The 26,966-nt window shown below is 46.9% G+C and carries 27 protein-coding genes, 1 tRNA gene, 2 rRNA genes and 2 other annotated features (1 of these 32 running past the window's edge); of the genes, 1 reads left to right on the top strand and 29 read right to left on the bottom strand.

Annotated elements, in window-relative coordinates; all coding sequences use genetic code 11:
- Nucleotides 1-47 precede the first annotated feature (47 nt).
- The 17 genes from rplL to CEF13_RS26210 all read right to left on the bottom strand — a co-directional run bounded on the left by rplL (nt 48) and on the right by CEF13_RS26210 (nt 13,176).
- A complete protein-coding gene (rplL, locus tag CEF13_RS26130) occupies nt 48-407 on the bottom strand; it encodes a 50S ribosomal protein L7/L12 (RefSeq protein ID WP_102715365.1) in 360 nt (119 codons plus the stop codon).
- Nucleotides 408-498: 91 nt separating this feature from the next.
- Entirely contained in the window at nt 499-1,005 is a 507-nt protein-coding gene (gene rplJ, locus CEF13_RS26135; RefSeq protein ID WP_102715367.1) for a 50S ribosomal protein L10, read from the bottom strand.
- 56 nt (nt 1,006-1,061) lie between these two features.
- Nucleotides 1,062-1,227 (bottom strand) — a sequence feature (ribosomal protein L10 leader region).
- 13 nt (nt 1,228-1,240) lie between these two features.
- Nucleotides 1,241-1,933 (bottom strand): 50S ribosomal protein L1, encoded by a 693-nt coding sequence (gene rplA, locus CEF13_RS26140; RefSeq protein ID WP_102715369.1) that lies wholly within the window; start codon nt 1,931-1,933, stop codon nt 1,241-1,243.
- A 101-nt stretch (nt 1,934-2,034) separates the two neighbouring features.
- On the bottom strand, nt 2,035-2,460 hold the full coding sequence (gene rplK / locus CEF13_RS26145) for a 50S ribosomal protein L11 (protein WP_102715371.1): 426 nt from the start codon (nt 2,458-2,460) through the stop codon (nt 2,035-2,037).
- Between the two features lie 120 nt (nt 2,461-2,580).
- The gene (gene nusG / locus CEF13_RS26150; protein WP_102715373.1) at nt 2,581-3,114 is read right to left on the bottom strand and encodes a transcription termination/antitermination protein NusG; all 534 of its coding nucleotides are present in this window, start codon (nt 3,112-3,114) and stop codon (nt 2,581-2,583) included.
- Between the two features lie 24 nt (nt 3,115-3,138).
- Entirely contained in the window at nt 3,139-3,348 is a 210-nt protein-coding gene (gene secE / locus CEF13_RS26155; protein ID WP_028609673.1) for a preprotein translocase subunit SecE, read from the bottom strand.
- An 18-nt stretch (nt 3,349-3,366) separates the two neighbouring features.
- Nucleotides 3,367-3,516 carry a 50S ribosomal protein L33 gene (rpmG, locus tag CEF13_RS26160; protein WP_015847242.1) on the bottom strand — a complete coding sequence of 50 codons (150 nt, stop codon included), beginning with the start codon at nt 3,514-3,516 and terminating at the stop codon, nt 3,367-3,369.
- A gap of 314 nt (nt 3,517-3,830) precedes the next feature.
- Complete coding sequence (gene sigH, locus CEF13_RS26165; RefSeq protein WP_102715375.1) at nt 3,831-4,481, bottom strand: RNA polymerase sporulation sigma factor SigH; 651 nt, start codon at nt 4,479-4,481, stop codon at nt 3,831-3,833.
- Nucleotides 4,482-4,779: 298 nt separating this feature from the next.
- Entirely contained in the window at nt 4,780-5,304 is a 525-nt protein-coding gene (locus tag CEF13_RS26170; protein ID WP_102715377.1) for an NYN domain-containing protein, read from the bottom strand.
- Between the two features lie 3 nt (nt 5,305-5,307).
- Entirely contained in the window at nt 5,308-6,063 is a 756-nt protein-coding gene (rlmB, locus tag CEF13_RS26175; protein WP_102715379.1) for a 23S rRNA (guanosine(2251)-2'-O)-methyltransferase RlmB, read from the bottom strand.
- 57 nt (nt 6,064-6,120) lie between these two features.
- Nucleotides 6,121-6,537, bottom strand: coding sequence for a Mini-ribonuclease 3 (locus tag CEF13_RS26180; protein ID WP_102715381.1), 417 nt, complete (start codon nt 6,535-6,537; stop codon nt 6,121-6,123).
- Nucleotides 6,534-7,979 (bottom strand): cysteine--tRNA ligase, encoded by a 1,446-nt coding sequence (gene cysS, locus CEF13_RS26185; protein WP_102715383.1) that lies wholly within the window; start codon nt 7,977-7,979, stop codon nt 6,534-6,536. The genes CEF13_RS26180 and cysS overlap by 4 nt, the downstream gene beginning before the upstream one ends.
- Nucleotides 7,976-8,638 carry a serine O-acetyltransferase gene (gene cysE / locus CEF13_RS26190; RefSeq protein ID WP_102715385.1) on the bottom strand — a complete coding sequence of 221 codons (663 nt, stop codon included), beginning with the start codon at nt 8,636-8,638 and terminating at the stop codon, nt 7,976-7,978. The genes cysS and cysE overlap by 4 nt, the downstream gene beginning before the upstream one ends.
- A 515-nt stretch (nt 8,639-9,153) precedes the next feature.
- Complete coding sequence (gene gltX / locus CEF13_RS26195) at nt 9,154-10,626, bottom strand: glutamate--tRNA ligase (protein WP_102715387.1); 1,473 nt, start codon at nt 10,624-10,626, stop codon at nt 9,154-9,156.
- A 109-nt stretch (nt 10,627-10,735) separates the two neighbouring features.
- The gene (ispF, locus tag CEF13_RS26200; protein WP_102715389.1) at nt 10,736-11,218 is read right to left on the bottom strand and encodes a 2-C-methyl-D-erythritol 2,4-cyclodiphosphate synthase; all 483 of its coding nucleotides are present in this window, start codon (nt 11,216-11,218) and stop codon (nt 10,736-10,738) included.
- Entirely contained in the window at nt 11,215-11,931 is a 717-nt protein-coding gene (gene ispD, locus CEF13_RS26205) for a 2-C-methyl-D-erythritol 4-phosphate cytidylyltransferase (RefSeq protein WP_102715391.1), read from the bottom strand. Before ispD ends, ispF begins: the two co-directional genes overlap by 4 nt.
- Before the next feature lie 147 nt (nt 11,932-12,078).
- On the bottom strand, nt 12,079-13,176 hold the full coding sequence (locus CEF13_RS26210) for a PIN/TRAM domain-containing protein (RefSeq protein ID WP_102715393.1): 1,098 nt from the start codon (nt 13,174-13,176) through the stop codon (nt 12,079-12,081).
- Between the two features lie 177 nt (nt 13,177-13,353).
- Here CEF13_RS26210 and CEF13_RS26215 point away from each other — a divergent pair, with 177 nt between their 5' ends.
- Nucleotides 13,354-13,749, top strand: a complete 396-nt coding sequence (locus CEF13_RS26215) for a nucleoside triphosphate pyrophosphohydrolase family protein (RefSeq protein ID WP_102716573.1) — start codon at nt 13,354-13,356, stop codon at nt 13,747-13,749.
- A gap of 134 nt (nt 13,750-13,883) precedes the next feature.
- Here the strand turns inward: CEF13_RS26215 and pssA are convergent, their stop codons facing one another.
- The 12 genes from pssA to CEF13_RS29085 all read right to left on the bottom strand — a co-directional run bounded on the left by pssA (nt 13,884) and on the right by CEF13_RS29085 (nt 26,916).
- Nucleotides 13,884-14,633, bottom strand: a complete 750-nt coding sequence (gene pssA, locus CEF13_RS26220; protein WP_102715395.1) for a CDP-diacylglycerol--serine O-phosphatidyltransferase — start codon at nt 14,631-14,633, stop codon at nt 13,884-13,886.
- Between the two features lie 88 nt (nt 14,634-14,721).
- Entirely contained in the window at nt 14,722-15,798 is a 1,077-nt protein-coding gene (disA, locus tag CEF13_RS26225; protein ID WP_102715397.1) for a DNA integrity scanning diadenylate cyclase DisA, read from the bottom strand.
- A 10-nt stretch (nt 15,799-15,808) separates the two neighbouring features.
- The gene (gene radA, locus CEF13_RS26230; protein ID WP_102715399.1) at nt 15,809-17,176 is read right to left on the bottom strand and encodes a DNA repair protein RadA; all 1,368 of its coding nucleotides are present in this window, start codon (nt 17,174-17,176) and stop codon (nt 15,809-15,811) included.
- A gap of 379 nt (nt 17,177-17,555) precedes the next feature.
- Nucleotides 17,556-17,897, bottom strand: a complete 342-nt coding sequence (locus CEF13_RS26235) for an antibiotic biosynthesis monooxygenase (RefSeq protein WP_102715401.1) — start codon at nt 17,895-17,897, stop codon at nt 17,556-17,558.
- Nucleotides 17,898-18,026: 129 nt separating this feature from the next.
- On the bottom strand, nt 18,027-20,489 hold the full coding sequence (clpC, locus tag CEF13_RS26240) for an ATP-dependent protease ATP-binding subunit ClpC (protein ID WP_102715403.1): 2,463 nt from the start codon (nt 20,487-20,489) through the stop codon (nt 18,027-18,029).
- Nucleotides 20,486-21,571, bottom strand: coding sequence for a protein-arginine kinase McsB (gene mcsB, locus CEF13_RS26245; protein ID WP_208414840.1), 1,086 nt, complete (start codon nt 21,569-21,571; stop codon nt 20,486-20,488). Before mcsB ends, clpC begins: the two co-directional genes overlap by 4 nt.
- Nucleotides 21,572-21,599: 28 nt before the next feature.
- Nucleotides 21,600-22,121 (bottom strand): protein-arginine kinase activator protein McsA, encoded by a 522-nt coding sequence (gene mcsA, locus CEF13_RS26250; protein WP_102715407.1) that lies wholly within the window; start codon nt 22,119-22,121, stop codon nt 21,600-21,602.
- Between the two features lie 35 nt (nt 22,122-22,156).
- Nucleotides 22,157-22,618, bottom strand: a complete 462-nt coding sequence (locus CEF13_RS26255; protein WP_102715409.1) for a CtsR family transcriptional regulator — start codon at nt 22,616-22,618, stop codon at nt 22,157-22,159.
- Between the two features lie 344 nt (nt 22,619-22,962).
- Nucleotides 22,963-23,079 (bottom strand): 5S ribosomal RNA (gene rrf / locus CEF13_RS26260).
- Nucleotides 23,080-23,237: 158 nt separating this feature from the next.
- Nucleotides 23,238-26,173 (bottom strand): 23S ribosomal RNA (locus tag CEF13_RS26265).
- Between the two features lie 202 nt (nt 26,174-26,375).
- Nucleotides 26,376-26,451 (bottom strand) — tRNA-Ala (locus tag CEF13_RS26270).
- 107 nt (nt 26,452-26,558) lie between these two features.
- Nucleotides 26,559-26,966: a sequence feature (mutual gap in cmsearch alignment for this rRNA model is longer than 100), on the bottom strand (it continues 1,054 nt past the right edge of the window).
- Complete coding sequence (locus CEF13_RS29085; RefSeq protein WP_211297050.1) at nt 26,656-26,916, bottom strand: hypothetical protein; 261 nt, start codon at nt 26,914-26,916, stop codon at nt 26,656-26,658. It overlaps the preceding feature by 261 nt.

Consider the following 26,966-nt stretch of genomic DNA (forward strand, 5'->3'; position numbering starts at 1 on the left):
ATCCCGATGTAAGTTCACATGACCAGCATTATTTGGTTAAAGCAATATTACTTAACTTCTACAGAAGCGCCTGCTTCAGTAAGTTTAGCTGCAACTGCTTCAGCATCTTCTTTAGAAACTTTTTCTTTAACAGCTTTAGGAGCATTGTCAACCAAGTCTTTCGCTTCTTTCAGGCCAAGACCTGTAATTTCGCGAACAACTTTGATTACGTTGATTTTTGAAGCGCCAGCGCCGTTAAGGATAACGTCGAATTCTGATTGCTCAGCAACTACTGCTGCTGCTGCGCCGCCAGCTGCTACAGGAGCTGCTGCAGTTACGCCGAATTCTTCTTCAATTGCTTTAACAAGGTCGTTCAGTTCAAGAACGTTCATAACTTTAATCGCTTCTAAGATTTGTTCTTTAGACATGGTTATACCTCCAGGTATTGTTTTAGTTTTTTGGTTTTATGAAACAGCTGGCATGCGCCAGTTCAATGCAATATGAAACGAAAAGCTATATTTAAGCTTCTTGTGCTTCTTGTTTCTCGCCGACTGCTTTAACCGCAAGCGCGAAGTTCCGCACTGGAGCTTGCAATACGCTGAGGAGCATAGAGAGCAAACCGTCGCGGGACGGAAGTTCCGCAAGTGCTTGGATCTCTTCCATGCTTACGACTTTACCTTCAACAACGCCGCCTTTAAGTTTCAAAGCGTCATTCTTTTTAGCGAAATCGTTCAAAATTTTTGCTGGAGCAACAGCGTCTTCGTTACCGAATGCAATTGCTGTAGGACCTGTAAGAATGTTATTCAATTCCACATAATCCGTACCTTCAGTTGCGCGGCGAACGAGCGAGTTTTTAAGAACTTGGAATTCGATACCTGCTTCACGAAGCTGTTTCCGAAGTTCTGTAACTTGCGCAACGTTCAAACCACGATAGTCAGCAACAACTGTGCTGGAGCTAGCAGCAATCTTAGCAGCGATAACAGCAACTGCCTCTTGTTTCTCTTGGATGATATTTGCGTTAGCCAAACTGTACACCTCCCGTAATAGTATACATTCCGTTAATACGACGGGCTTTCCACGCCTCGATGCATGAGAAAGGCCTTCGCAGAGACTGCGAAGGCCATGATGTCGTTATCGCGCATCAATCCCAAAGGATCGAATATTGCTTACAAACGTTTTATCATAACACCTCGGTAGGAAATTAAGCCTTAAGGCACCTACTGTCTACGGTATGCGTATTCGAATTTAAGTTCCGTTCTTCTTAGCGGTATGATGCGGATGAAACGCGTGCACCAGGACCCATTGTTGAAGAAACGGCGATGTTTTTCAGGTAAACCCCTTTAGCTGCAGCCGGTTTTGCACGGTTTAGAGCGTCGATCAATGCTTTAAGATTCTCATTGAGTTTCTCAGCATCAAAAGATACTTTACCGATTGGCGCATGGATTTGACCTGCTTTATCAAGACGGTATTCGATTTTACCAGCTTTGATTTCTTGAACGGCTTTAGCAACATCAAACGTTACTGTACCAGCTTTAGGGTTAGGCATCAAGCCTTTACCACCAAGAATACGTCCAAGTTTACCAACCTCAGCCATCATATCCGGCGTTGCTACGCAAACGTCGAACTCGAACCAGCCTTGTTGAATTTTGTTGATCATGTCTGCATCGCCAACGAAGTCAGCACCCGCAGCTTCCGCTTCTTTCACTTTTTCGCCTTTTGCGAAAACGAGAACGCGTTTTGTTTTACCAGTACCGTGTGGCAGTACAACTACACCACGAACTGCTTGATCTTGTTTACGAGGGTCTACACCCAAACGAACAGCTGCTTCAACAGACTCGTCGAATTTAGCAGTCGCTGTTTTCTTAACAAGCTCGATCGCCTCAAGAGGCTCGTAAGTTGCTTCGCTATCAATAAGCTTAGCAGCTTCTACATATTTTTTACCATGTTTAGCCATTGTAATTTCCTCCTCATGTGGTTGTAGCGGAAAATCCTCCTAGGGATGATCCTCCCACTCGCAAAAGCCGAAGCTTTGCAAAGCAAGTTACCTCGCGGTAATTAGTCAACAATAGTTACGCCCATGCTGCGAGCAGTACCTTCAACCATACGCATTGCCGATTCCACGGATGCTGCGTTTAGATCGGGCATTTTTTGCTCAGCGATTTCGCGAACTTTGTCACGTTTTACAGTAGCGACCTTTTTCTTGTTCGGCTCGCCTGAACCTTTTTCGATACCAGCTGCGACGCGAAGCAATACTGCTGCCGGCGGCGTTTTTGTTTCGAAAGTGAAAGAACGGTCTTCAAATACTGTAATAACAACAGGAATAATCAAGCCTGCTTGATCTGCGGTACGAGCATTAAACTCTTTACAGAACGCCATGATGTTAACGCCTGCTTGACCTAGTGCTGGACCAATTGGTGGCGCCGGGTTTGCTTTACCTGCAGAAACTTGCAATTTGACCATTTTAATGACCTTTTTTGCCATGTCTGACACACCTCCTAACCCTGTAATCCAAGCGTAAACAACAAATGCCACCATAAGGAGCATCGTCATTTCGCGATAAAACTTCCATCGGACGAATCCGACGAATTCGGAACCCAGATATTAAATCTTTTCCACCTGAGTATAATCCAGCTCAAGCGGGGTTTCCCTGCCAAACATGTTGACATGGACCTTCAACTTCGCTTTGTCCAGTAAAATTTCTTCTACTGTACCGACAAAATCTGCGAAAGGACCTACTTTGACGCGAACCGTTTCTTTCAGTTCGAACTCGATCTTCGGCTTCGGTTCTTCCATGCCCATGTGTTTCAGAATCTGCTCCACTTCATCAGGCAATAGAGGAATCGGCTTTGAGCCGGATCCAGTTGATCCTACGAATCCAGTTACACCTGGCGTATTACGAACAACGTACCAAGAATCGTCGGTTTGAACCATTTCTACAAGAACATATCCGGGGTAGACTTTACGTTGGACAGTCTTCTTCTTACCGTCCTTCTCTACCACTTCATCTTCCATAGGAACAAGAACACGGAAAATCTTGTCTTCCATGCCCATCGATTCAACACGGCGCTCCAAATTGGCTTTCACCTTGTTCTCATAGCCGGAGTAGGTATGCACGACGTACCATCTTTTTTCCATCACAAATCCACCTTTGGACCCTTCTTAAACAATGAGTTCAACCAGAGACGAGATCCCGATGTCAAGAAGCCAGAAGTAAATAGTTACAAACGTGATCGTAAGCAAAACCACGATCGAATAGCTTGTCAACTCTTTACGGCTTGGCCAGCGAACCTTCTTAAGTTCTGCCCAGCTGTCGGCAAAAAAACTAAACGTTGTACCAAAGCTTTGCTTTAGTTTAGCCAAAAATGCCACGGTCACACCTCCATTTGACTATCTCGTCTCGCGATGAGGAGTCTGCTCGTTACAGAACTTGCAAAACTTCTTCAACTCGATGCGGTCGGGGTGATTGCGTTTGTTCTTGCTGCTCGCATAGTTTCTCTGTTTGCAGTTTGTGCATGCCAACGTGATAATAACCCGCATTGAATTACACCTCCCGAACTGCTACAAAATACGAATCATGAAGCTCTATATGAAAGTTCATTGATTCCAACGTCAAAACGAAAAAAACCTCGAATTAAGGCCTACCTAAACACTTTATCACAGCACATTTTTGATGTCAATGTAAAAGATTAGCGTTTAGCATGCCAGAACTTGTAAACTACTGCAGCACCGGGTCTCGTTTCTACCAGTATAGTCTAGTTGAGACCTTTTAAAACACAAAAAGCTGTTATTCCTCATGGACACCGCCAATTGGAAGACAGCCCTTCGTTATATTTATTTACATATGAATGCGGTTATCCGCTAATGTCTCTGACTTCCAAGTAACGTTCGAGCTTGCGCTTCACGCGTTGCAGAGCATTATCAATCGATTTCACATGTCTGTCCAAGTCGACTGCAATTTCCTGATAGGATCTTCCGTCCAAATAAAGCATGAGCACCTTTCGCTCAAGATCACTTAAAATTTCGGACATCTTATCTTCAAGACCAACAAACTCTTCTTGATTAATAATCAACTCTTCTGGATCAGAAACGCGCGTACCGCAAATGACATCAAGCAGTGTGCGATCCGAATCTTCATCGTAGATGGGTTTATCAAGCGATACATAGGAATTAAGTGGGATGTGTTTCTGACGCGTGGCTGTTTTAATCGCGGTTATAATTTGCCTCGTTATACACAATTCCGCAAAGGCTTTAAAGCTAGCAAGCTTGTCCCCTTTGAAGTCTCGAATTGCTTTATATAGGCCGATCATACCCTCTTGCACGATATCCTCACGATCCGCACCGATAAGAAAATAGGAGCGCGCTTTGGCTCTCACAAAATTCTTATACTTATTAATCAAATATTCCAACGCCATGCTATCGCCATTGCGGACCGCTTCTACGATGTCCTCGTCCGTACTGCTGTCATACTCGAGCGTACTCCATTCTTTGAGGTCGATACTCACGAACTATCCCTCCGGCCTGCAAGGCGTACACCGCTAGATTCTTTTTCACGTAAACCGTTCACTCTGTAGCCTGTAAATAGGGTCCAGCATCGTTTCGCGCTAAAAGACAAGAATGTAAGATCGCGAAAATGGATACTCTCTTGACGTAATAATAGAGTTAGTATACATTATGTAACCTTACACCGTCAACCAATCGGCCTCCGAAAACTATCGATATAATAGAAAAAATGTAACTTTGTGACAGATGTATGGTAACATAGACAACTTAGCTAGTTTAGGAAACATTGGAAGGCCTCCATTATTTCTCTCCGCGTCTCAGCTTTTCTAGCTGAGTGCGCACTTCCAAGCTGACTATTCCATCTACTGTATTCCGCTTGCCCGGTTTATCCTCGCGGAGTGATTGTTCGATATTTATTCGATTTTGATTAATATCGATTAACAGCTCTCGTGCCGAAACGCGCAGTGCTCCTTTGCCGAAAGCCACGTGCTGCTCCACCAAATCAGAAGTCGCAACATAGATATTTCTCCTTCGGACAAACAGCTCAGAGCACAGGCGCTCGATACATTCATCCGCTGTTTCCTTTTCTTTCGTATATACGATCGTCAGCTTGTGATGCCGGTAAGTGGCTCCTAGACCGGGCACTTGATGAGCATCAAATACGACATATACGATCATTCCCGTAAAACCCTGATAATCTGCAAGCATGTCAAGAAGCTTATCGCGCGCATCCTCGAGCTGATATTCTTTCAATTTCTCTAGCATCGGCCAAGCGCCAATTATATTATAGCCGTCGACTAATAAAATATCGTCGCGCCGGTTCATTACTTAGACGCTCCGACGTTGCCGCACTACTTCATACATCAGTACACCTGCTGCAACGGAAGCATTCAATGAATTTAATTGACCGAGCATGGGCAGCTTTACAAGGAAATCACACTTTTCTTTGATGAGCCTTCCCATTCCCTTGCTTTCATTACCAATAACGACTACAAGAGGCATATCAAACTTCATTTTGTATACATCCTGCTTGGCACTTAAATCAGTACCGGCTACCCATACGCCCGCTTCCTTCAGCTTATCGATCGTTTGCGCTAAATTCGTCACTCTCGCAACAGGCACATGCTCCGCCGCACCTGCTGATATTTTCAATACGGTGGCAGTCAATCCTGCCGAGCGCCGCTTCGGTATAATAACGCCATGAACGCCTGTACACTCTGCAGTCCGTAGAATGGACCCTAAATTATGGGGATCCTCAATCTCATCCAGCAGCAATATAAAAGGAATTTCATCACGTTTCTTCGCCAGCTCTAAAATTTCTTCCACTTCTACATAAGCAAAAGCAGCAGCTTGCGCAACCACGCCCTGATGTGTAACTCCCGGCACTAAGCTGTCCAGCTTTCTCTTATCAACAAACTGTACGACAATGCCGTGGCTCTTCGCTTCTGCCACAATCGGCTGCGTTAAGCTTTTCTGAGCGCCGTCGGCAATCCAAATTTTATTTATTTCACGACCGGAACGCAGCGCCTCAAGCACGGGATGCTTGCCGGCGATCATGTCCTCCTGGTTCGTTTCTTCTGTCATTAGTTACCCTCCTAGGAAATAGCTATTCAATAACGAGGCTTGGCTTATAATCGATCTCTATTCACCAAGAGCCATCGTTAGCAATTCATTCAACCGGTCTGTACGGCCTTCATAATATAAATATCCGACGAGGCTCTCCAATGCGGTCGCAAGACGATAGTCAGTAAGATCAGCATTCTTGGGTGGAGTTCCGGATTTGGCATTGCGGCCGCGGCGGACAACGTCCGCCTCCTCTTCCGTCAAATGCGGCTGCCAGCGTTCCAAAACCTTTCTTTGCCCTTTAGCAGAAACATATTTAGTCGCTTCTTTGTGTAAATGATGGGACTTCTGATTCGGAAGCGAGATTAAATATTGTCTGACTAGAAGCTCAAAAACAGCATCTCCTATATAAGCGAGAATGACAGGATTCATTAACTGCGGCTTTTTGGCTGGAGAATGAAAGAGCAGTTGATTTGATTCCCCATGCCCGCTCATTTGCGCCTCCAGCGAATACCTTGCGGAGTATCCTCCAGTATAATGTTTTTCTCAATGAGAAGGTCGCGAATTTCATCGGCTCTTGCCCAGTTTTTCGATTGACGGGCTTCCGTGCGCTCCACAATAAGCTGTTCGATGTCTGTATCCAATAGTTCGGCATCCTCTTTCAGCTTCGGCAGCAAGCCAAGAACGGCATCCATGCGCTCAAATAATGCAAGCAGCGCACGCAATCCGGCAGCCGACGCATCATTACGATTCATATACTGATTAGCTTCAGCCACTAAATCGAAAACAGAGGTTATCGCATCTGGCGTATTAAAGTCATCACTCATCTTCGCATGGAACTGCTCGTGTATAACCTGCAATTTCGCATCGAGATCAGATTCCCCTGAAGCGATTAGACCATTGCCGCTAATTACCGGTACAATCTGAGCTTCACCGCTAATCGTCGATAGTCTATGCTTCAGATTAGCTGCGGAATTCGCGATCCGCTCCACGCTCTTCTCTGCCTGAGCTACTGTTTCGTTACTAAAATTCAATGGGCTGCGATAATGCGTCGAGAGCATAAAGTAACGTATTGCATTCGGCTTAACCCGCTTCACTAGCTCATTTACTGTAATTCCGTTGCCAAGCGACTTGGACATTTTCTCATTATTAATATGAATGTATCCGTTATGCATCCAATAGTTAGCGAGCGGCTTGCCTGTTAATGCTTCCGATTGCGCTACCTCGCATTCGTGATGAGGGAACTGCAGGTCATGCCCGCCGCCGTGAATATCGAGCGTATCCCCAAGGTAAGCACGAGCCATTGCTGAGCATTCGATATGCCAGCCTGGACGCCCTTCTCCAAACGGACTCTCCCATTTGATTTCACCCGGCTTAGCGCCTTTCCATAATACGAAATCCTGCTGCTCTTGTTTGCGATCGCCCACTTCTATGCGGATACCGAATTGCAGCTCTTCAATATTTTGATGAGACAGCTTGCCATAATCGGCAAACGCAGCTGTGCGGAAATAGACGTCTCCTTCACTCTCATAGGCATAGCCCTTATCCACCAAGCCTTGAATAAAAGCAATAATTTGTGGAATATGGTCCGTCACACGCGGATTGATCGTTGCTTTATGAACACCTAACGATTCAATGTCCTCATTAAATGCAGCAATATATGTCTCAGCTACTTCAGGTACAGTCCGGCCAAGCTGCTCCGCTTTGCGAATAAGCTTATCGTCTACGTCAGTAAAGTTAACGACATACTGCACGTCATTTCCGACATCTTCTAAATAACGTCTTACGACATCAAAGAAAATAACGGGACGCGCATTGCCGATATGGATGTAGTCATATACCGTCGGTCCGCACACATACATCTTAACCTTTCCCGGTTCTTGAGATTCAAACGGCTCCTTCAAACGGGTTAGTGTATTATAAATGGATACTGTCATTTTCTCATCTCTCCTCCAGCTACAGGTTCCCTAAGCTGCTTCAGCTCAGCTTTCAATTCATCAATTTCCTTCTGCATCGTACGAAACATTTCGATTACCGGGTCAGGAAGCTGTGTATGATCTAGGCGATCGCCAACTCTCTCCCCGTTGCGCTTAACGACGCGTCCCGGATTTCCCACTACCGTACTATTTGTCGGCACTTCCCGAAGCACAACCGCATTCGATCCGATATTGGAGAAATCGCCTACTCCAAAAGAACCGAGCACCTTTGCACCTGAGCCTATAACAACATTATTCCCAATTGTCGGGTGGCGCTTGCCTTTTTCTTTGCCCGTTCCGCCAAGAGTAACCCCTTGATAGATCACCACATCAGAACCAATCTCACAGGTTTCCCCGATGACAACACCCATTCCATGATCAATAAACAGGCGGTCACCGATTGTTGCGCCGGGATGTATTTCAATGCCAGTCATAAATCGGCTCACCTGTGATATTATACGTGCCAGTGTGAACCAACCTCTGCGGTAAAGAGGATGGGCTAGGCGATGAGCCCATATAGCGTGTAAACCTGAATAAGTGAAGACGACCTCGAACCGACTGCGCGCAGCAGGATCGTTCTCAAAAACCGCCTGTATGTCTGATCGAAAGTGGCGAAGCATAATCAAGACCCCTTTTTCAATGCACTCTTATTCTAAATAAAAGAAAAAGCCCCTGCAGCATAATATGCTGCAGAGGCGTGTAATCTCGCGGTTCCACTCTGCTTGAACAGACCTTCCGATTGGATCGGCGGTTGTCCGTCTTGAGGTCTTTAACGCAGACGATACGTTGCTGCCTACCCTGCTATTCAGCATCTGCCCTTCATGAACGATACTTTGTTTCCCCGTATCCCTCTAAGTGTGCATTGGTTGCTGAAGCAGCTCGGAACAAAGCTCCCAGGTGCATATTTCCGTTAGGCGGACCAGACAACTTGCAGCCACATTCTTATTCTCTATTGCCGCATAGCATACGGCAGCGATTCGAATGACGGTTGTCCTCTCTGCGAATCCACAATCAAACGTACTTTTCCTGTTCATGGCCGATTCATACATTCATTTATTAGTCATAGTATACCGAATACCCAAAAATGTGACAAGGGTAATATCAAGAGCCCTGTACAACCCAGCCTATATTGTGATTATACGCCGAAGCTTTCCAAGCGGCTGCGCAAACGGTCAATTACCTTTTGCTTGCCAAGCAGAGCAAGAGATTGATTTAAATCCGGACCATGCGTCTGTCCAGTAAGGGCCGCACGTATCGGCATAAATAGCTGTTTGCCTTTAAAGCCTGTATCCTTCTGTACCTTCTTAATCATTTCTTTGATGCCGTCTACTTGGAAAGGCGATTCGCCCGCTTCAATTAGTGCTAGAAAAGCTTGCAAAACAACGGGAACTTGCTCCTCCGACAGCACAACTGCCGCTTCCTCCTCATCCGTTACCTGCTGACTGAAAAATATCTCTGTCATCGGTACGATTTCGGCAGCAAAGCGCAGCTTGTCCTGATGCAAAGCTACGAGATCGGTTACCCATGCATGTCCTTCTGCATCCAGCTCTTTTGCTACGAGCTCCGCTTTCTGCAAATGCGGCAGGCATAAATCGACAAGGCGCGGAAGCTCTGCTTTTTTCAAATATTCATTATTCATCCAGCTAAGCTTCTGCGTATCGAACACAGCAGGGCTTTTGCTCAGACGCTCCGGATTAAATACTTCGACCAGCTCTTGCTGGGTGAACATCTCTTGCTCGCCTTCTGGCGACCAGCCTAGCAAAGCAATGAAATTGAACATAGCTTCAGGCAAATAACCAAGCTCATCATATTGCGAAATGAATTGAATAATGGACTCGTCCCGTTTACTAAGCTTCTTGCGCTGCTCGTTGACGATGAGTGTCATATGACCGAACTGCGGCGGCTCCCAGCCGAATGCTTCATAGATCATAAGCTGACGCGGCGTATTGGATATATGGTCTTCTCCCCGGAGCACATGACTGATTTTCATTAAATAATCGTCAAGGACAACAGCAAAGTTGTAGGTTGGTATGCCATCTTTCTTCACGATAACGAAATCGCCCATCTCTGCTGTATCGAAGCTGATGGTGCCTTTGACAATATCGTCAAACGTGTAGGTACGGCCCTCTGGAACACGGAAGCGAATGCTTGGGATACGCCCTTCCGCTTCAAAAGCAAGGCGCTGCTCTTCTGTCAAATTACGATGCTGTCCGGAATAACGCGGCGTCTCGTTACGTTCAACCTGCGCCTCCCGCTCCTTCTCCAGCTCCTCTTCGGTACAATAACAACGGTATGCTAGCCCTTTATCAAGCAGCTCCTGCCAATATTTGTTGTAAATATCGAGCCGTTCTGTCTGACGATAAGGTCCGTAGCCGCCGCCAATGTCGATGCTCTCATCCCAGTCCATACCAAGCCATTTCAAATATTTAAGCTGGCTTTCTTCTCCGCCTGCTACATTCCGCTTCACGTCTGTATCTTCAATGCGGACAATAAATTTCCCGCCGCGATTTCTTGCAAATAAATAATTAAATAAAGCCGTTCTAGCATTACCGATATGTAAATGTCCCGTTGGTGACGGGGCATAACGTACGCGAACCTCTGCACTCATCTGAAAAACCTCCCTCAAGTTTTGCGAAGCAAAAGCTTACTTCGTAAGCATCTACTATAAAAGTTTTGCGAAACAAAAGCAGCTTAAACTGTAATTAATATAAATGTAATCATAGCACGTCTTTAATTAGACAAACAACAGATTGCGCTGCAATCCCTTCGCCGCGTCCCACGAAACCAAGCTGCTCCGTCGTCGTAGCTTTCACGTTTACTTGCGATACATCCGCTTCGAGCGCCTTTGCAATGACTTCCACCATCTGCGGTATATATGGCAGCATTTTTGGACGCTGTGCCATAATGGTGGAATCGATGTTGCCCAGCTTATAGCCCCGCTCCCGGACAAGCTCCCATACCCGCTCCAGCAGCACTAAGCTGTCCGCATCTTTATAGGCAGCATCGGTATCCGGAAAATGCTTGCCGATGTCGCCAAGGCCCAATGCGCCAAGTATTGCATCCGTTATCGCATGTAGCAGAACATCAGCATCAGAATGACCAAGAAGCCCTTTCTCATACGGTAACGTTACGCCTCCAATAATACAGGGACGTCCTTCTACTAATTGATGCACATCAAATCCTTGCCCTACTCGAATCATCCTTGCTCACCATTCCCCTCTGCCTCATCGGCATGACGCTTCGCGAGCAGAAATTCCGCCCACGGCAAATCTTCAGGCGTCGTTATTTTGATATTTGTGTACTCGCCTTCTGCTACGGTAACCTCTGCGCCTAAACGCTCTACTACCATTGCATCGTCTGTTCCAATGAAGCCCTCTGCAATTGCACGTTCATGCGCATCCAGCAGCAGAACACGTCGAAAAGCTTGTGGCGTTTGTATCGCCCACAAGCTTCGCCGGTCCGGTGTTGAAACGATTACTCCCGCTTCATTTACTTGTTTAATCGTATCTTTGACGGGTACGGCCAGCACAGAAGCGCCGCTTTGCTCTGCCGCCTCGCAGCAAGCACGAACGGCATTAGCCGTGACTAGCGGCCGAACACCGTCATGCACCATGACCCATTCTGTCGTCAATGCCTGAAGACCGCAGTAGACAGAGTGCTGACGTTCCTTGCCGCCGGCTACAACAGCTTTTATCTTGGTCAGTGCGTACTCCGTTACCCAATCACGGCATCTCTGCACATCATCGCTTCCAACGACAAGCACAGCTTCCCTCACGGTATCCATAGACTGAAAGAGCTCTAATGTATGGACGAGAATAGGCTTGTCCCTAAGCTGCAAATATTGCTTACTTTCTTTCGTTCCCATCCGCGTACCGCGTCCGGCCGCAACGATAACGACTCCCCAGTCTCCCATTCCTTCGACCTGCCTCACACTTTGTTCAAGCGCAAACGGCTATTGCCACCCTTAGGAGCATAAGCAAACGTATCACGCTGACATACAAACCTCGCAAAATAGGAGGCTTATACTTTCATATTTATTCAATATGACTATCATACCTTTTTACAGCGCTTTTTCCAACAGCTTCGGCTTAGCGAATATCATTCGTCCCGCTGATGTCTGCAGTACACTGGTAACGAGAACCTCCATTGTCGTACCAATATACTCGCGTCCGCCTTCTACAACAATCATCGTCCCATCATCTAAATAGGCGACGCCCTGACCGTGCTCCTTGCCATCCTTAATCACTTGAACAATAATTTCTTCCCCTGGCAGCACGACAGGCTTAACCGCATTAGCAAGATCATTAATATTCAGTACAGATACGCCCTGCAGCTCGCACACCTTATTCAAGTTAAAATCATTCGTCACAACTTTGCCGTGAAGTGCTTTCGCCAGCTTGACCAGCTTACTGTCCACTTCGCCGATTTCCTCGAAGTCACCCTCGTAAATAAGAACTCTTACATCAAGCTCCTTCTGAATCTTATTCAAAATATCAAGCCCGCGCCGTCCCCTATTCCGTTTCAGCAGATCAGATGAATCCGCTATATGCTGCAGCTCCTCCAGCACGAATTCAGGGATTACAAGAGTACCTTCAATAAATCCGGTTTTACATATGTCCGCAATTCGTCCATCAATAATAACGCTTGTATCCAGTATTTTGTGCTCCTCATATCCGCCAGCTTCATCAGTTGCCGGCACCATTCGGCGCTTCTCCAGCAATGACATGAAGCCTTCTGCAAGCTCCTCCTGCTTCCGCAGCCCGATTTGCATGCCTAAATAACCAAAGCACAGCATCATCGCTGCAGGAATAAGGCTGCCCATACCCTTCAGGCCTGACACAGCAGGATAAATTAATACGGCAAGCAGTAAGCCCGCGAGTAATCCGCCTGCTCCAGCAACAAGCTTCTGCATCGGAAGCGACGCTGTCTGCTCCGCACCCTTCTCCATATAACGAATGACTTGCCCTGCCAGCATCGTTGCCAAAGCTACACCAAAAACTGCGCCAATTGCTACATTCATGTAATAAGTGCCGGATCGCTGCAGCATACCGAATGATGAGCCAGACCAAGCGGCTGCCCCATTTACCCATCCGTATACCTCACCGCCTGCCATACCGCCAAATAACAAACCCATTAATTGAATTATTCGTCTAACCATTATGGTTCACCTCCACTACAATTATGTTCCAATAATTGAATTGCTAAACCGTGGGGACGAACATTAATTACAAACATTTATAAATTTTAATAATTCATATTTTGAAAACGAGCGTAAGGAGGCTTATAATGGGAGATGAGATAACTTCATGAGAGGTTGGTGAAAGAGATGGAACCGATGAGTACTCCTACACTGGATCAATTTCAACATCAAGTATCCGAACTGCTGCTTAGGCACCGCAGCTTGCTTGATGTCATGTCAAAATTCGGACAGTCAGGCGCATCTGTTAATCGTGCGGTTACCAAAGCGGTTACGGACTGCGGCTGTATTGAATTAAATGCCCGAAAGCAGCAATATTCGAATGAGCATAATCTTGAGGATGCCAAAGTCACACTGCAAAGTCATCTCTCAGGAGCCGTATGTGAGCATTGCCGTGAAGCTCTCAAGTCTGAACTTGGCCGCAATTTATTTTATATGACCGCATTATGCAATTTGCTCGATATTCAACTGGATGAAGTTATTGCTGACGAATATGACAAATGCTCAACATTAGGCCTATTTAATTTAACCTAATGGTGCAAAAACGAAAAAAACCGCTCCTTCTATTCCTTAATAAAGGAAAGAATAGCGGTTTTTATTTATGTGCAATAAAAAATATATGCTCTTAGACGACTATCAACAAACAAACACTCTAACCATAAAAGGTTCTAAGCCGTATGTTCGGAATGAACGAGATCCTCAGGATCGTCTTTTTGCTTGCCGCGCTTGCGGTTTCGCTTTTTTAGACGGCGATCAACGTTTTTTTTTAGGCCGTACAGCGCGTATAGAAGCAGCGGTACGAACACGATTTTGGATAAGCTGTTTTTAAATACAAGTCCAAGCACAACCGCAACTAGAACAACGATTGGAACAACCCAAACTGCACTCTTCGGTATTCCTACCTTCTTGAAATTTGGATATCTTATTGTACTAACCATAAGTAAGGCAAGCACAACCGTGCTTCCAAGCAAAATGGATAAGTAAATGTCATTCGCAAATAAAGCCAATGTTGCTAAAACACCGCCTGCTGCAGGAATAGGAAGTCCTATAAAGTAACCTGGAGGAGTGCTGGATATGACATTGAAGCGAGCAAGACGCAAGGCTCCGCATATCGGAAATAATGCCGTTGCAATCCATGCGACAGCTGGGTTCAAATCCTGAAAAGCAACTACATACATAATAAATGCCGGCGCTACACCGAATGAAATAACATCGGATAAAGAATCAAGCTCCTTACCGAATTCACTTTGGACATTAAGCGCACGAGCAACCCGCCCATCAACGCCGTCAAGCAACATGGCGATCAATACCATCATGGCTGCCGTATCTGGTTTTTCGTTAAAAACAAGAATGATGGCGATTACTCCTAGGAATAAGTTCCCCACCGTGAGAAGGCTCGGTATCGATTTTGTGATCATCTTTTCCACCTCTTCTCTACTATGCCCCTAAAACCATAAGGAATGTATTAGAAAGTTATAGGAGTACATTCCATCTATTGTATGGGATTTAAATTTGCCTGTCAATGAACATTTGCTCTTGAATCCGTTTGAGTCCTTCTTTAATAGCTCTGGCTCGAACCTCTCCAATTCCTTCAACCTCATCCAGCTCCTCAATTGTGGCCATCAGAATATGCGGTAATCGTCCGAATTGCTCAATCAAATTATTCATAATAATGAGAGGCAATCTAGGTATCTTGTTCAGCAGTCTATAGCCGCGCGGCAATACGGATTCCTCATTCATATTATTGGTGTGCGGATAGCCAATCAAGCGAATAATCGGCGGCGCATCAAGCAGCTCATCCGAGCTTAGCTTCTTCAGGCCTGCTCGAATATCTCTGATCTTCTCGTCTGAATTTTCTTTCGCATAATCCTTAAGCAAGTACCATGCATCTTCCTCTACACCGCCCACCAGTTCATCCATTTGCATACTGATCAAGCGGCCTTCTGTGCCTAGCTCATTAACATAGCGTTTGATTTCCATCTTAATCCGCAGCACCATCTCTACACGCTGGATAACGTGGGCGACTTCTTGAAGCGTCACAAGCTCCTCGAACTCCAGCGCAGACAAATTGGTAAATGACTGCGTCAGAACCGCTTTATATTTCTCCAGTGTTTGAATAGCTTGATTAGCCTTAGTAAGAATAACGCCCATATCCTTCAACGAATAGCGAAGATTGCCTTGATAAAGCGTTATAATATTGCGCCGCTGAGAAATGGAGACAACAAGCCTGCCGGTTTGCTTAGCCACACGCTCCGCAGTACGATGACGAATGCCCGTTTCGATCGACGGAATGGTGCTGTTTGGAATGAGCTGAGTATTAGCATACAATATTCGACGCATATCCTCGCTCAAAATAATGGCACCGTCCATTTTTGCGAGTTCGTATAAATAGTTTGGAGAGAAATCACAGTTGATGGAAAAGCCCCCATCCACAACCTCCATCACTTCAGGACTATAGCCTACAACAATTAGCGCTCCCGTTTTGGCACGAAGCACATTCTCCAGCCCATCGCGAAAAGGGGTTCCTGGTGCAACTAATTGTAATAACTGATTCATAATTTCAAGCTGTGTAGGTTCCTTCATCGTCTGCCCCCTATCCAAGCGCTGCCTTAAGTGCTTCCGCTACTGTGCTGACGCCAATTATTTCGATACCTTCGGGATGCTTCCATCCCTTCATGCTCTTCTCAGGCATAATAACCCGTTTGAAGCCCAGCTTCTCGGCTTCCTTTACCCGCTGCTCTGCTCGCGACACAGCACGAACCTCGCCTGTTAAGCCTACCTCTCCGAACACAACATCATACGGCTTTGTGGGCGAATCCCGGAAGCTCGAAGCGATGCAGACGGCTCCCGCCAAATCAACTGCCGGCTCATCCAGCTTCAAGCCGCCCGCTACATTTAAATATGCATCCTGTGTTTGGAGGAACATCCCGTTCCGCTTCTCAAGCACCGCCATAATGAGCGCCATCCGATTATGGTCTATCCCTGTTGACATTCTTCTCGGCGAAGGGAAGTTAGTCGTTGTAACAAGAGCCTGCAGTTCAACTAAGACCGGCCTTGTTCCTTCCATGCTTGCTACGACAATAGAACCGGATACACCTAATGGACGCTCAGATAAAAATAATTCCGAAGGGTTAGACACCTCGCGAAGACCGTCCTCACCCATTTCGAATATTCCGATCTCATTCGTTGAACCAAAACGGTTTTTCACCGCGCGAAGCAATCGATACGTATGATGGCGCTCGCCTTCAAAGTAAAGGACGCAATCCACCATATGCTCAAGCATTCTTGGGCCTGCGATTGCACCTTCCTTTGTAACATGGCCTACAAGAACGGTAGCAATACCTTGAATCTTGGCAACGCGCATGAAATGAGCTGTACACTCGCGAACCTGTGATACACTTCCGGGCGCAGACTGGATGCCTGGATCATAGACCGTTTGAATCGAATCAATAACAAGAAAATCTGGCTGTACCGATTCAATCGCATCATTAATTTGCTCCATATTCGTCTCGCATAACACATACAACGATTCGGTCAGCGCGCCAAGTCGATCTGCTCTTAGCCTCGTTTGACGAACTGACTCCTCTCCGGAAATATAAAGCACCCTCAATCCTTTAACGGCAAGCGCGTGAGAGGTTTGCAGCAGCAGTGTTGATTTGCCGATGCCTGGATCGCCACCTACAAGAATAAGTGAGCCGGGAACAACGCCTCCGCCAAGCACGCGGTTAAGCTCAACCATTTTGGTTTCGATGCGCGGCTCTTGCCCACTTTCTATATGTATGATGGACTGTGGCTTTTCTTTCGCCTGATACGACGATAATCCAACGCCCTTCGTTTTCACTACTGATTCTTTCTCTTCCACCATAGAGTTCCAAGCATGGCAGCCGGGGCATTTACCGAGCCATTTGGCCGATTCGGTCCCGCATTCCGCACAAACAAATTTAGATTTTATTTTGGCCATCCTGTACTCCTTAAAACGTGATGAGCTCACATAAGCTCTTGAAAATATCGTAATTCACCGTCAACAATGGCAATATATAAAGTTTACCATTTTATCCTCATTGTATAAACCAAATTCTACACAAAATAATTATGAACATGTGCTTAGTCTGTTTTTTTGCCGATAAAAGACCTTTTCAAGGCTTTATCCCCAGACTTGTTAACAAGTTATCAACATTATCCACAAGTCATCAACATGTCCACATGAGCTAATCCGCTCTTTCCAAACATAAAAATGCTCCCGTTATCCACAGTGGATAAGAGAGCGTCAATTTATAAATATCAATCCTTATTAACATAGGAATACACATATCCACAGCCTAAATTTCGTACTTTATTGATTAATGTGATGATTGACGAGCGACCAATACCCGATGAGTCGTTAACTGCGAACCGAGCATAACGCTCTCCCCCTGCTGCCCATCAGCGCCGCTTTGCTGCCCGCCTCTATGCGCATGTGCCTGACGGAATGAATCGCTATTCATCCAGCCTTCGAATGAAGCTTTATCAGCCCAAGTCGTGCTTACCTTAAGCTCATCATATTCCTCTACCCCATCTGTTAGCAGCACTTCCATCCGAACGAAACCAGGCGACATATCAATACCTTTCGAGTTCTGAAAACGACCAGCGACGGTCTCGCCATGTCCTTTTTTTACTTTTATCGTATTTGTGACTACGATCATCGATATTCCTCCTGTTCTCTATCATTCTATATTCCCATTATACGATAATGATTCTCAACGTCAAATGTTAGCCATAAAAAACAGTCCCGCAGCGGACCTCTCATGCTGCGGGACAGTGTATAATGATCTTTATTTCGTAGCCGACTCTTCTTCAGAGGCCGGCTCAGGAATGGATTTCGTAACGGTTAGACCGCCGTCTTTCTCATCGATCTTAAACGTATCGCCTTTTTGAATATTACCCATTAGCAGCTCTTCGGATAACCGATCCTCGATATGCTTTTGAATTGCTCGGCGCAGTGGACGAGCGCCGTACTGCGGATCATAGCCTTCCTTCGCTAAGAAAGCTTTCGCTGCATCCGTCAGTTCGAAATCAACCTCTTGCTCACGCAGACGTTTGCGAAGCTCATCAGACATGAGTGTTACGATTTGTGCAATATGTTCTTCTCCTAGTGAATGGAACACAATGCTCTCGTCAATCCGGTTCAAAAATTCCGGACGGAAGCTTTTCTTAAGCTCTGCCAAAACTTTGTCCTTCATGATTGAGAAATCGCGACCAGCATCCTGTACCGCTGTAAAGCCAAGTGAGGAGTTGCGTTTAATTTGATCAGCGCCAACGTTCGACGTCATAATAATCAACGTATTGCGGAAATCGACAACTCGCCCTTTCGAATCGGTTAGTCGGCCATCCTCAAGCACTTGAAGCAAAATATTAAATACTTCCGGATGTGCTTTCTCGATTTCATCAAGCAGGACAACGGAATATGGCTTACGACGAACCTTCTCGGTTAACTGGCCGCCTTCCTCATAGCCAACATATCCTGGAGGCGCTCCGACCAAACGGGATGTTGAATGCTTCTCCATATATTCCGACATGTCGATACGAATAACTGCATTCTCATCACCGAACATGGCTTCTGCCAGCGCTCTGGCAAGCTCCGTTTTACCTACACCCGTTGGGCCTAAAAAAATGAACGAGCCGATCGGACGTTTAGGATCCTTAAGTCCGGCACGCGCACGACGAATCGCACGGGATACTGATTTAACCGCTTCGTCCTGCCCAATTAGACGGCCATGAAGAATTTCTTCCATCTTGAGCAAACGCTCAGTCTCTTCTTCAGCCAGCTTGCTTACAGGAATTCCTGTCCAGCTTGCCACAACCTGAGCAATATCTTCCGGCGTTACTTCGGAATCTGTACGGCCCTGTTTTTCTTTCCATTGATTTTTTGTTATATCAAGCTCTTCACGAATCTTCTGCTCCGTATCGCGAAGGGCCGCAGCTTTCTCAAATTCTTGGCTTTGGACGGCTGCATCCTTCTCTTTGCGAATATCCTCAAGACGATTCTCAAGCTGTTTTAAATTCGGCGGTACTGTATATGAATTCAAGCGAACCTTCGAGCCCGCCTCATCGATAAGATCAATCGCTTTGTCCGGTAAGAAACGATCTGGAATATAACGATCAGAAAGCTTCACCGCTTGCACGATAGCTTCATCCGTAATTTTGACCCGGTGATGCGCCTCATAACGATCGCGAAGGCCATACAATATTTGAATGGCTTCTTCCGGAGATGGCTGATCTACCGTTATCGGCTGGAAACGACGTTCCAATGCAGCATCTTTTTCGATATATTTACGATATTCATCAAGCGTTGTAGCACCAATACACTGAAGCTCGCCGCGTGCCAGTGCCGGCTTCAAAATATTAGAAGCATCAATTGCGCCTTCCGCTCCGCCTGCCCCAATCAGGGTATGAAGCTCATCAATGAAGAGAATAATATTGCCCGCTTGGCGAATTTCATCCATGATCTTCTTCAATCGATCCTCAAACTCGCCGCGATATTTCGTGCCTGCTACCACAGACCCCATATCAAGCGTCATTACTCGTTTGTCGCGAAGCGTTTCCGGAATTTCATTCTCAATAATTTTTTGAGCCAATCCTTCCGCAATAGCTGTTTTACCAACGCCAGGCTCACCGATTAGCACGGGATTATTTTTGGTCCGACGGCTAAGCACTTGAATGACGCGCTCAATCTCCTTGCTGCGGCCAATAACCGGATCTAGATTGCCTTCTTTCGCGTATGCTGTCAAATCTCTTGCAAGACCGTCAAGTGTTGGCGTGCTGACATTAGCAGGCGAGCCGTGGCTGCTCGATACCGCTTCACTGCTGCCTAACAGCTGCAATACCTGCTGACGCGCTTTATTAAGGCTAATGCCAAGATTATTAAGCACGCGTGCCGCAACGCCTTCGCCTTCACGAATAAGACCAAGCAAAATATGCTCCGTACCTACATACGTATGTCCAAGCTTTCTTGCTTCATCCATGGAAAGTTCAATGACTTTCTTCGCGCGAGGCGTATAAGCTATATTATTAGGCTGCTCTTGGCCGCGGCCTATCAATGCTTCAACCTCATCTTGTATTTTCTCAAGTCCAAGACCTAATCCAATTAAAGCCTTGGCAGCTATTCCTTCACCCTCGCGGATAAGTCCAAGCAAAATATGCTCTGTACCAATATTGTTATGCCCAAGTCTAACCGCTTCCTCCTGCGCCAATGCAAGCACCTTCTGTGCCCGTTCCGTAAATCGTCCAAACATCATATTTCTACACCCCCATGGCCTTTTTCACCACGCAATTGCTTGCGTATGAGTTCTGCTCTTCTGTAATCCCTCTGCTCTGGACTCATCTTCTCATTGAAGGTTTGTTGTAAAAAGCCCGGCTGGGTCATTACTAAGAGCTCATTTAACACTTGCGGAGATACTTCAGGCAAAATACCAAGATCCGCACCGAGCCGCACATCAGACAAACGCTGAGCCGCTTCCTTTGAATCCATAATGGATGCATAAGATAATATACCGTAGGAGCGTTTTACACGATCCTCCGTTCTTATGCGCGATTCATCCAGCAGTCTCTTACGCGCCGCCTTCTCATGCTCAATAATTTGTCTTGCTACACTATACAAATTATCAATAATTTCATTCTCGGATTGCCCCAGCGTGATTTGGTTGGACACTTGAAATAAATTGCCAAGTGCCTCGCTGCCTTCGCCGTACAGTCCTCTTACCGCTAAGCCTACCTGCGTTACGGCTGATAATATTCGATTAATTTGCGAGGTTAGCACAAGGGCCGGCAAATGCATCATCACCGACGCTCGAATGCCTGTTCCAACATTAGTTGGACATGTCGTCAAATAGCCGCGTTTCTCATCAAACGCATAATCAACGGCTTCTTCAAAAATATCGTCAATTCCGTTAGCCAACGTCCAAGCTTCTTTAATTTGGAATCCTGGATATAAGCATTGGATACGTAAATGGTCTTCTTCGTTTATCATTATGCTAACAGACTCATTATTGCTTAAAATAACAGCCCCGGATCGCGATTCATTCGCTAAATTAGGGCTAATGAGATGCTTTTCAACCAATACCCGTTTATCAAGCTCACTAAGATCCGATAATACGATGGTTTCAAATGCACCCATTTCCTTCAGCTTTCCAGCCTGACTCACCCAAGTAAGCTGATCCATTACATCCTTGGATTGCTGATCAGATGCAAGCATTGGGAATGGCTGATTGCTTAAATTACGTGCTACACGCACGCGGCTGCTAATGACAATTTCGGACTCAGGACCTTCATCCTTCATCCATTCACTTAGCGCATGCTGTGAGAATCTGTGCTTAGTCAAGAGGCTCACATACTCCTTCCATACCAGCTTACTGATCTGAAATTTTTCGCTCCAGCTCGCGTATACGATCTCGAAGCTGTGCCGCGCTTTCAAACTCTTCATGTTCGATTTTTGTTTGCAAATCCCGTCTGAGCCCTTCAATTTCACGCTTGCACTGAATTTGTTCGCCTGAGCGCTTAGGTATCTTGCCGCTGTGAACTGTACTGCTATGCACTCGTTTAAGCAGCGGATCCAATTTGTCAGCAAATGCTTGATAACAGGAGCTGCATCCAAATCTGCCTATTTTGCTAAACTGTGCATATGACAATCCGCATTCCTCGCAGCGCAGCGTCGGCTGCTTAATGCCATTTATGTTGGAACTGCCCACATGCTCGAAATCTAGAAGACCTGACAATAAGCTATGAATAGAAAAACTGTTAGGTGAGCCAGGAATCCCTTCCCCTTTCTCACGTGCACAGCTTTCACAAATGTGAAATTCGGTCTTCTCACCGTTAATAATTTTTGTAAAATGAAGTGTAGCCGGCTTTTTCCCGCATTCTTGGCAAAACAAGCCTGGTCCCTCCTCTCGGTATACACGGTATCACACTATTTAACCAGCAGTGAGATCAGCATGGTTCTCAGCAATCTTGCTCTGATTTCATCCCTTTGCGGCAGCTTTAACGCGATCGTATCACGATGCACTGCTGCTCGAAGCAGGTTTGCCTCTCGTTTAGAAATGAGTCTTGCCTCCTCAAGCTGATAAATAAGCCCTTCCGCTGCACCTTGATCCACACATTCTCCAATCGTTTGCTCGATATGGAATTGAATGGCCTTTAGTGCCGGAAGTTCGATCCGCTGTATTCGGATATAGCCTCCGCCGCCGCGCTTGCTTTCAACCATATAACCTTTCTCCATTGTAAAGCGAGTACTGATTACATAGTTGATTTGTGACGGTACACAAGAAAATTTGTCTGCCAAGTCATTCCGTTGGATTTCAACTGCACCCTCCGGGCTGTCTTGGAGCATTACCTTCAAATACTGTTCGATGAGATCGGAAATGTTACGCAAACCACCAACCTCCCTGAGAAATAACCAGTAAATCTAATTTTGAAACAGGTTGCTCATTAAGTCATGTACAGGTATATACCGAATATTCGGATAACTGACTTTGACTTTCTTTGACCTTAATTTTATTATATGCAATTTTTAAAAAAGGTCAAGTGCTGCAGAAATTGAATTTTTATATTAGCTTGGTACGCCAACCAAGCAATTATACCTGGAAATAGCATTTTATTAATGTTCATCCTCTACCCTATTAAATTAGGGATAGAAATAAAGAATACCAAGTATTAACCATTTAATAAATAGAAACAACAAAAAACCTATCGCATAACATGCGATAGGTCTCTCGTGCTTGGCGACGTCCTACTCTCCCAAGACCCTGCGGTCTAAGTACCATCGGCGCTGGAGGGCTTAACGGTCGTGTTCGGTATGGGAACGCGTGGTTCCCCTCCGCCATCGCCACCAAACTAGGATATTCCGATGAATCTTCAGCCTGAGTTGCCTCAGAAAGATCCAATCAAAGTCCTTCAAGGTGTTTACGCCCTGAAAACTGGATACGAAAGGTAGGTTTGCTGAAACCTTATTGCTGCTGTCTGCCGGATGTATGGGTCCAAACAAACTGTTTTAGGATAAGCCCTCGACCGATTAGTATTCGTCAGCTCCACACATTGCTGTGCTTCCACCCCGAACCTATCAACCTCGTCGTCTTCAAGGGGTCTTACATACTGGGAAATCTCATCTTGAGGGGGGCTTCACGCTTAGATGCTTTCAGCGCTTATCCCGTCCGTACTTGGCTACCCAGCGGTGCTCCTGGCGGAACAACTGGTACACCAGCGGTACGTCCATCCCGGTCCTCTCGTACTAAGGACAGCTCCTCTCAAATTTCCTGCGCCCGCGACAGATAGGGACCGAACTGTCTCACGACGTTCTGAACCCAGCTCGCGTACCGCTTTAATGGGCGAACAGCCCAACCCTTGGGACCTACTTCAGCCCCAGGATGCGATGAGCCGACATCGAGGTGCCAAACCTCCCCGTCGATGTGGACTCTTGGGGGAGATAAGCCTGTTATCCCCAGGGTAGCTTTTATCCGTTGAGCGATGGCCCTTCCATTCGGTACCACCGGATCACTAAGCCCGACTTTCGTCCCTGCTCGACTTGTAGGTCTCGCAGTCAAGCTCCCTTATGCCTTTGCACTCTACGAATGATTTCCAACCATTCTGAGGGAACCTTTGGGCGCCTCCGTTACATTTTAGGAGGCGACCGCCCCAGTCAAACTGTCCACCTGACACGGTCCCCGAACCAGTTTCATGGTCCTAGGTTAGAACTCCGATACGATCAGGGTGGTATCCCAACGTTGCCTCCACACAAGCTGGCGCTCATGCTTCAAAGGCTCCCACCTATCCTGTACAGATCGTACCAAAGTTCAATATCAAGTTACAGTAAAGCTCCATGGGGTCTTTCCGTCTTGTCGCGGGTAACCTGCATCTTCACAGGTATTAAAATTTCACCGGATCTCTCGTTGAGACAGCGCCCAAGTCGTTACGCCATTCGTGCGGGTCAGAATTTACCTGACAAGGAATTTCGCTACCTTAGGACCGTTATAGTTACGGCCGCCGTTTACTGGGGCTTCGGTTCACAGCTTCGGGTTTAACCCCTAACCGCTCCCCTTAACCTTCCAGCACCGGGCAGGCGTCAGCCCGTATACTTCGCCTTACGGCTTCGCACAGACCTGTGTTTTTGCTAAACAGTCGCTTGGGCCTTTTCACTGCGGCCCCCTCAGGCTATTCACCTTACCGGGGCACCCCTTCTCCCGAAGTTACGGGGTCATTTTGCCGAGTTCCTTAACGAGAGTTCTTCCGCGCGCCTTAGCATGCTCTGCTCGCCTACCTGTGTCGGTTTGCGGTACGGGCACCTAGATCTCACTAGAGGCTTTTCTTGACAGCCGGAGTACATGACCTTCGCTACTGCAATTTTCGCTCCCCATCACAGCCCAGCCTTTATGATCGACGGATTTGCCTATCGATCAGCCTCACTGCTTGGACGGACTATTCCATCAGTCCGCGTCACTGCCCTTCTGTGTCACCCCATTGCTCAAACAATCTTCGGTGGTACAGGAATTTCAACCTGTTGTCCATCCACTACGCCTTTCGGCCTCGCGTTAGGTCCCGACTTACCCTGAGAGGACGAGCCTTCCTCAGGAACCCTTAGGCTTTCGGCGGACAAGATTCTCACTTGTCTTTTCGTTACTCATACCGGCATTCTCACTTGAATACAGTCCACCAGTCCTCACGGTCCAACTTCAATCCGTATTCAACGCTCCCCTACCCAAGTACCATATAGGCACATGTCATAGCTTCGGTGGTGTGTTTAGCCCCGTTACATTTTCGGCGCAGAGTCACTCGACCAGTGAGCTATTACGCACTCTTTAAATGATGGCTGCTTCTAAGCCAACATCCTGGTTGTCTTTGCAACTCCACATCCTTTCCCACTTAACACACACTTGGGGACCTTAGCTGATGATCTGGGCTGTTTCCCTCTTGACAATGGATCTTAGCACTCACTGTCTGACTCCCGAGTAGCACGTCTATGGCATTCGGAGTTTGACTGGACTTGGTAACCCTTGGCGGGCCCCGCACCCAATCAGTGCTCTACCTCCACGACGCTCATTCCTCGAGGCTAGCCCTAAAGCTATTTCGGGGAGAACCAGCTATCTCCGAGTTCGATTGGAATTTCTCCGCTACCCCCACCTCATCCCCGCACTTTTCAACGTGCGTGGGTTCGGGCCTCCAGTGCGTGTTACCGCACCTTCACCCTGGACAGGGGTAGATCACACGGTTTCGGGTCTACGACCACGTACTTATTCGCCCTATTCAGACTCGCTTTCGCTGCGGCTCCGTCTTCCCGACTTAACCTTGCACGTAATCGTAACTCGCCGGTTCATTCTACAAAAGGCACGCCATCACCCATTTAACGGGCTCTGACTTCTTGTAAGCGCACGGTTTCAGGTTCTTTTTCACTCCGCTTCCGCGGTGCTTTTCACCTTTCCCTCACGGTACTGCTTCACTATCGGTCACCAGGGAGTATTTAGCCTTGGCAGATGGTCCTGCCGGATTCCGACGGGGTTTCTCGTGTCCCGCCGTACTCAGGATCCGTCTCGGAGAGTGCTTGCTTTCGGTTACAGGGCTTTTACCTGCTCTGGCGGGCCTTTCCAGACCTCTTCGCCTACCAAACACTTTTGTAACTCCATGTGAGACGTCCTACAACCCCAAGGAGCAAGCTCCTTGGTTTGGGCTAATCCGCGTTCGCTCGCCGCTACTGACGGAATCACTATTGTTTTCTCTTCCTCAGGGTACTTAGATGTTTCAGTTCCCCTGGTATGCCTCTTACTAAGCTATGTATTCACTTAGTAGTAACTGCCCATTACGACAGCTGGGTTTCCCCATTCGGAAATCCTCGGATCAATGCCTGCTTACGGCTCCCCGGGGCGGTATCGTTGTTCGCCACGTCCTTCTTCGGCTCCTGGTGCCTAGGCATCCTCCGTGCGCTCTTACTAGCTTAACCTAGCGTTCCGGTTGATTCGGCTTGTGCGCCGTTTTCATTTCGTTTCTCTGATCTCCTAAGACATCAAATGGTTGAAACAAAACGAAAAGATGTCGCAACAATCTCGAACAACCTTCACTGGTAATATAATCAGCTTAAAGGATGTTTCAGCAATTCTTTTCTTTCGTTATCCAGTTTTCAAGGTGCAAAAGATGTAAGTTGTTGGTGGAGCCAAGCGGGATCGAACCGCTGACCTCCTGCTTGCAAGGCAGGCGCTCTCCCAGCTGAGCTATGGCCCCATACAAATTCCATCAAAGCTGAACAAATGGTTTTCACGTCTTGCGCTCAAAGCGCCATATACCGATAATTTATATCCGAACCTCATCGGGTTCGGGTATTTCCTTAGAAAGGAGGTGATCCAGCCGCACCTTCCGATACGGCTACCTTGTTACGACTTCACCCCAATCATCTACCCCACCTTCGACGGCTAGCTCCCTTGCGGGTTACCCCACCGGCTTCGGGTGTTGTAAACTCTCGTGGTGTGACGGGCGGTGTGTACAAGACCCGGGAACGTATTCACCGCGGCATGCTGATCCGCGATTACTAGCAATTCCGACTTCATGCAGGCGAGTTGCAGCCTGCAATCCGAACTGAGACCGACTTTGATAGGATTGGCTCCACCTCGCGGTTTCGCTTCCCGTTGTATCGGCCATTGTAGTACGTGTGTAGCCCAGGTCATAAGGGGCATGATGATTTGACGTCATCCCCACCTTCCTCCGGTTTGTCACCGGCAGTCATCCTAGAGTGCCCACCC

The sequence above is a fragment of the Paenibacillus castaneae genome, assembly GCF_002884445.1.
Taxonomy (GTDB): Bacteria; Bacillota; Bacilli; order Paenibacillales; family Paenibacillaceae; genus Pristimantibacillus; species Pristimantibacillus castaneae.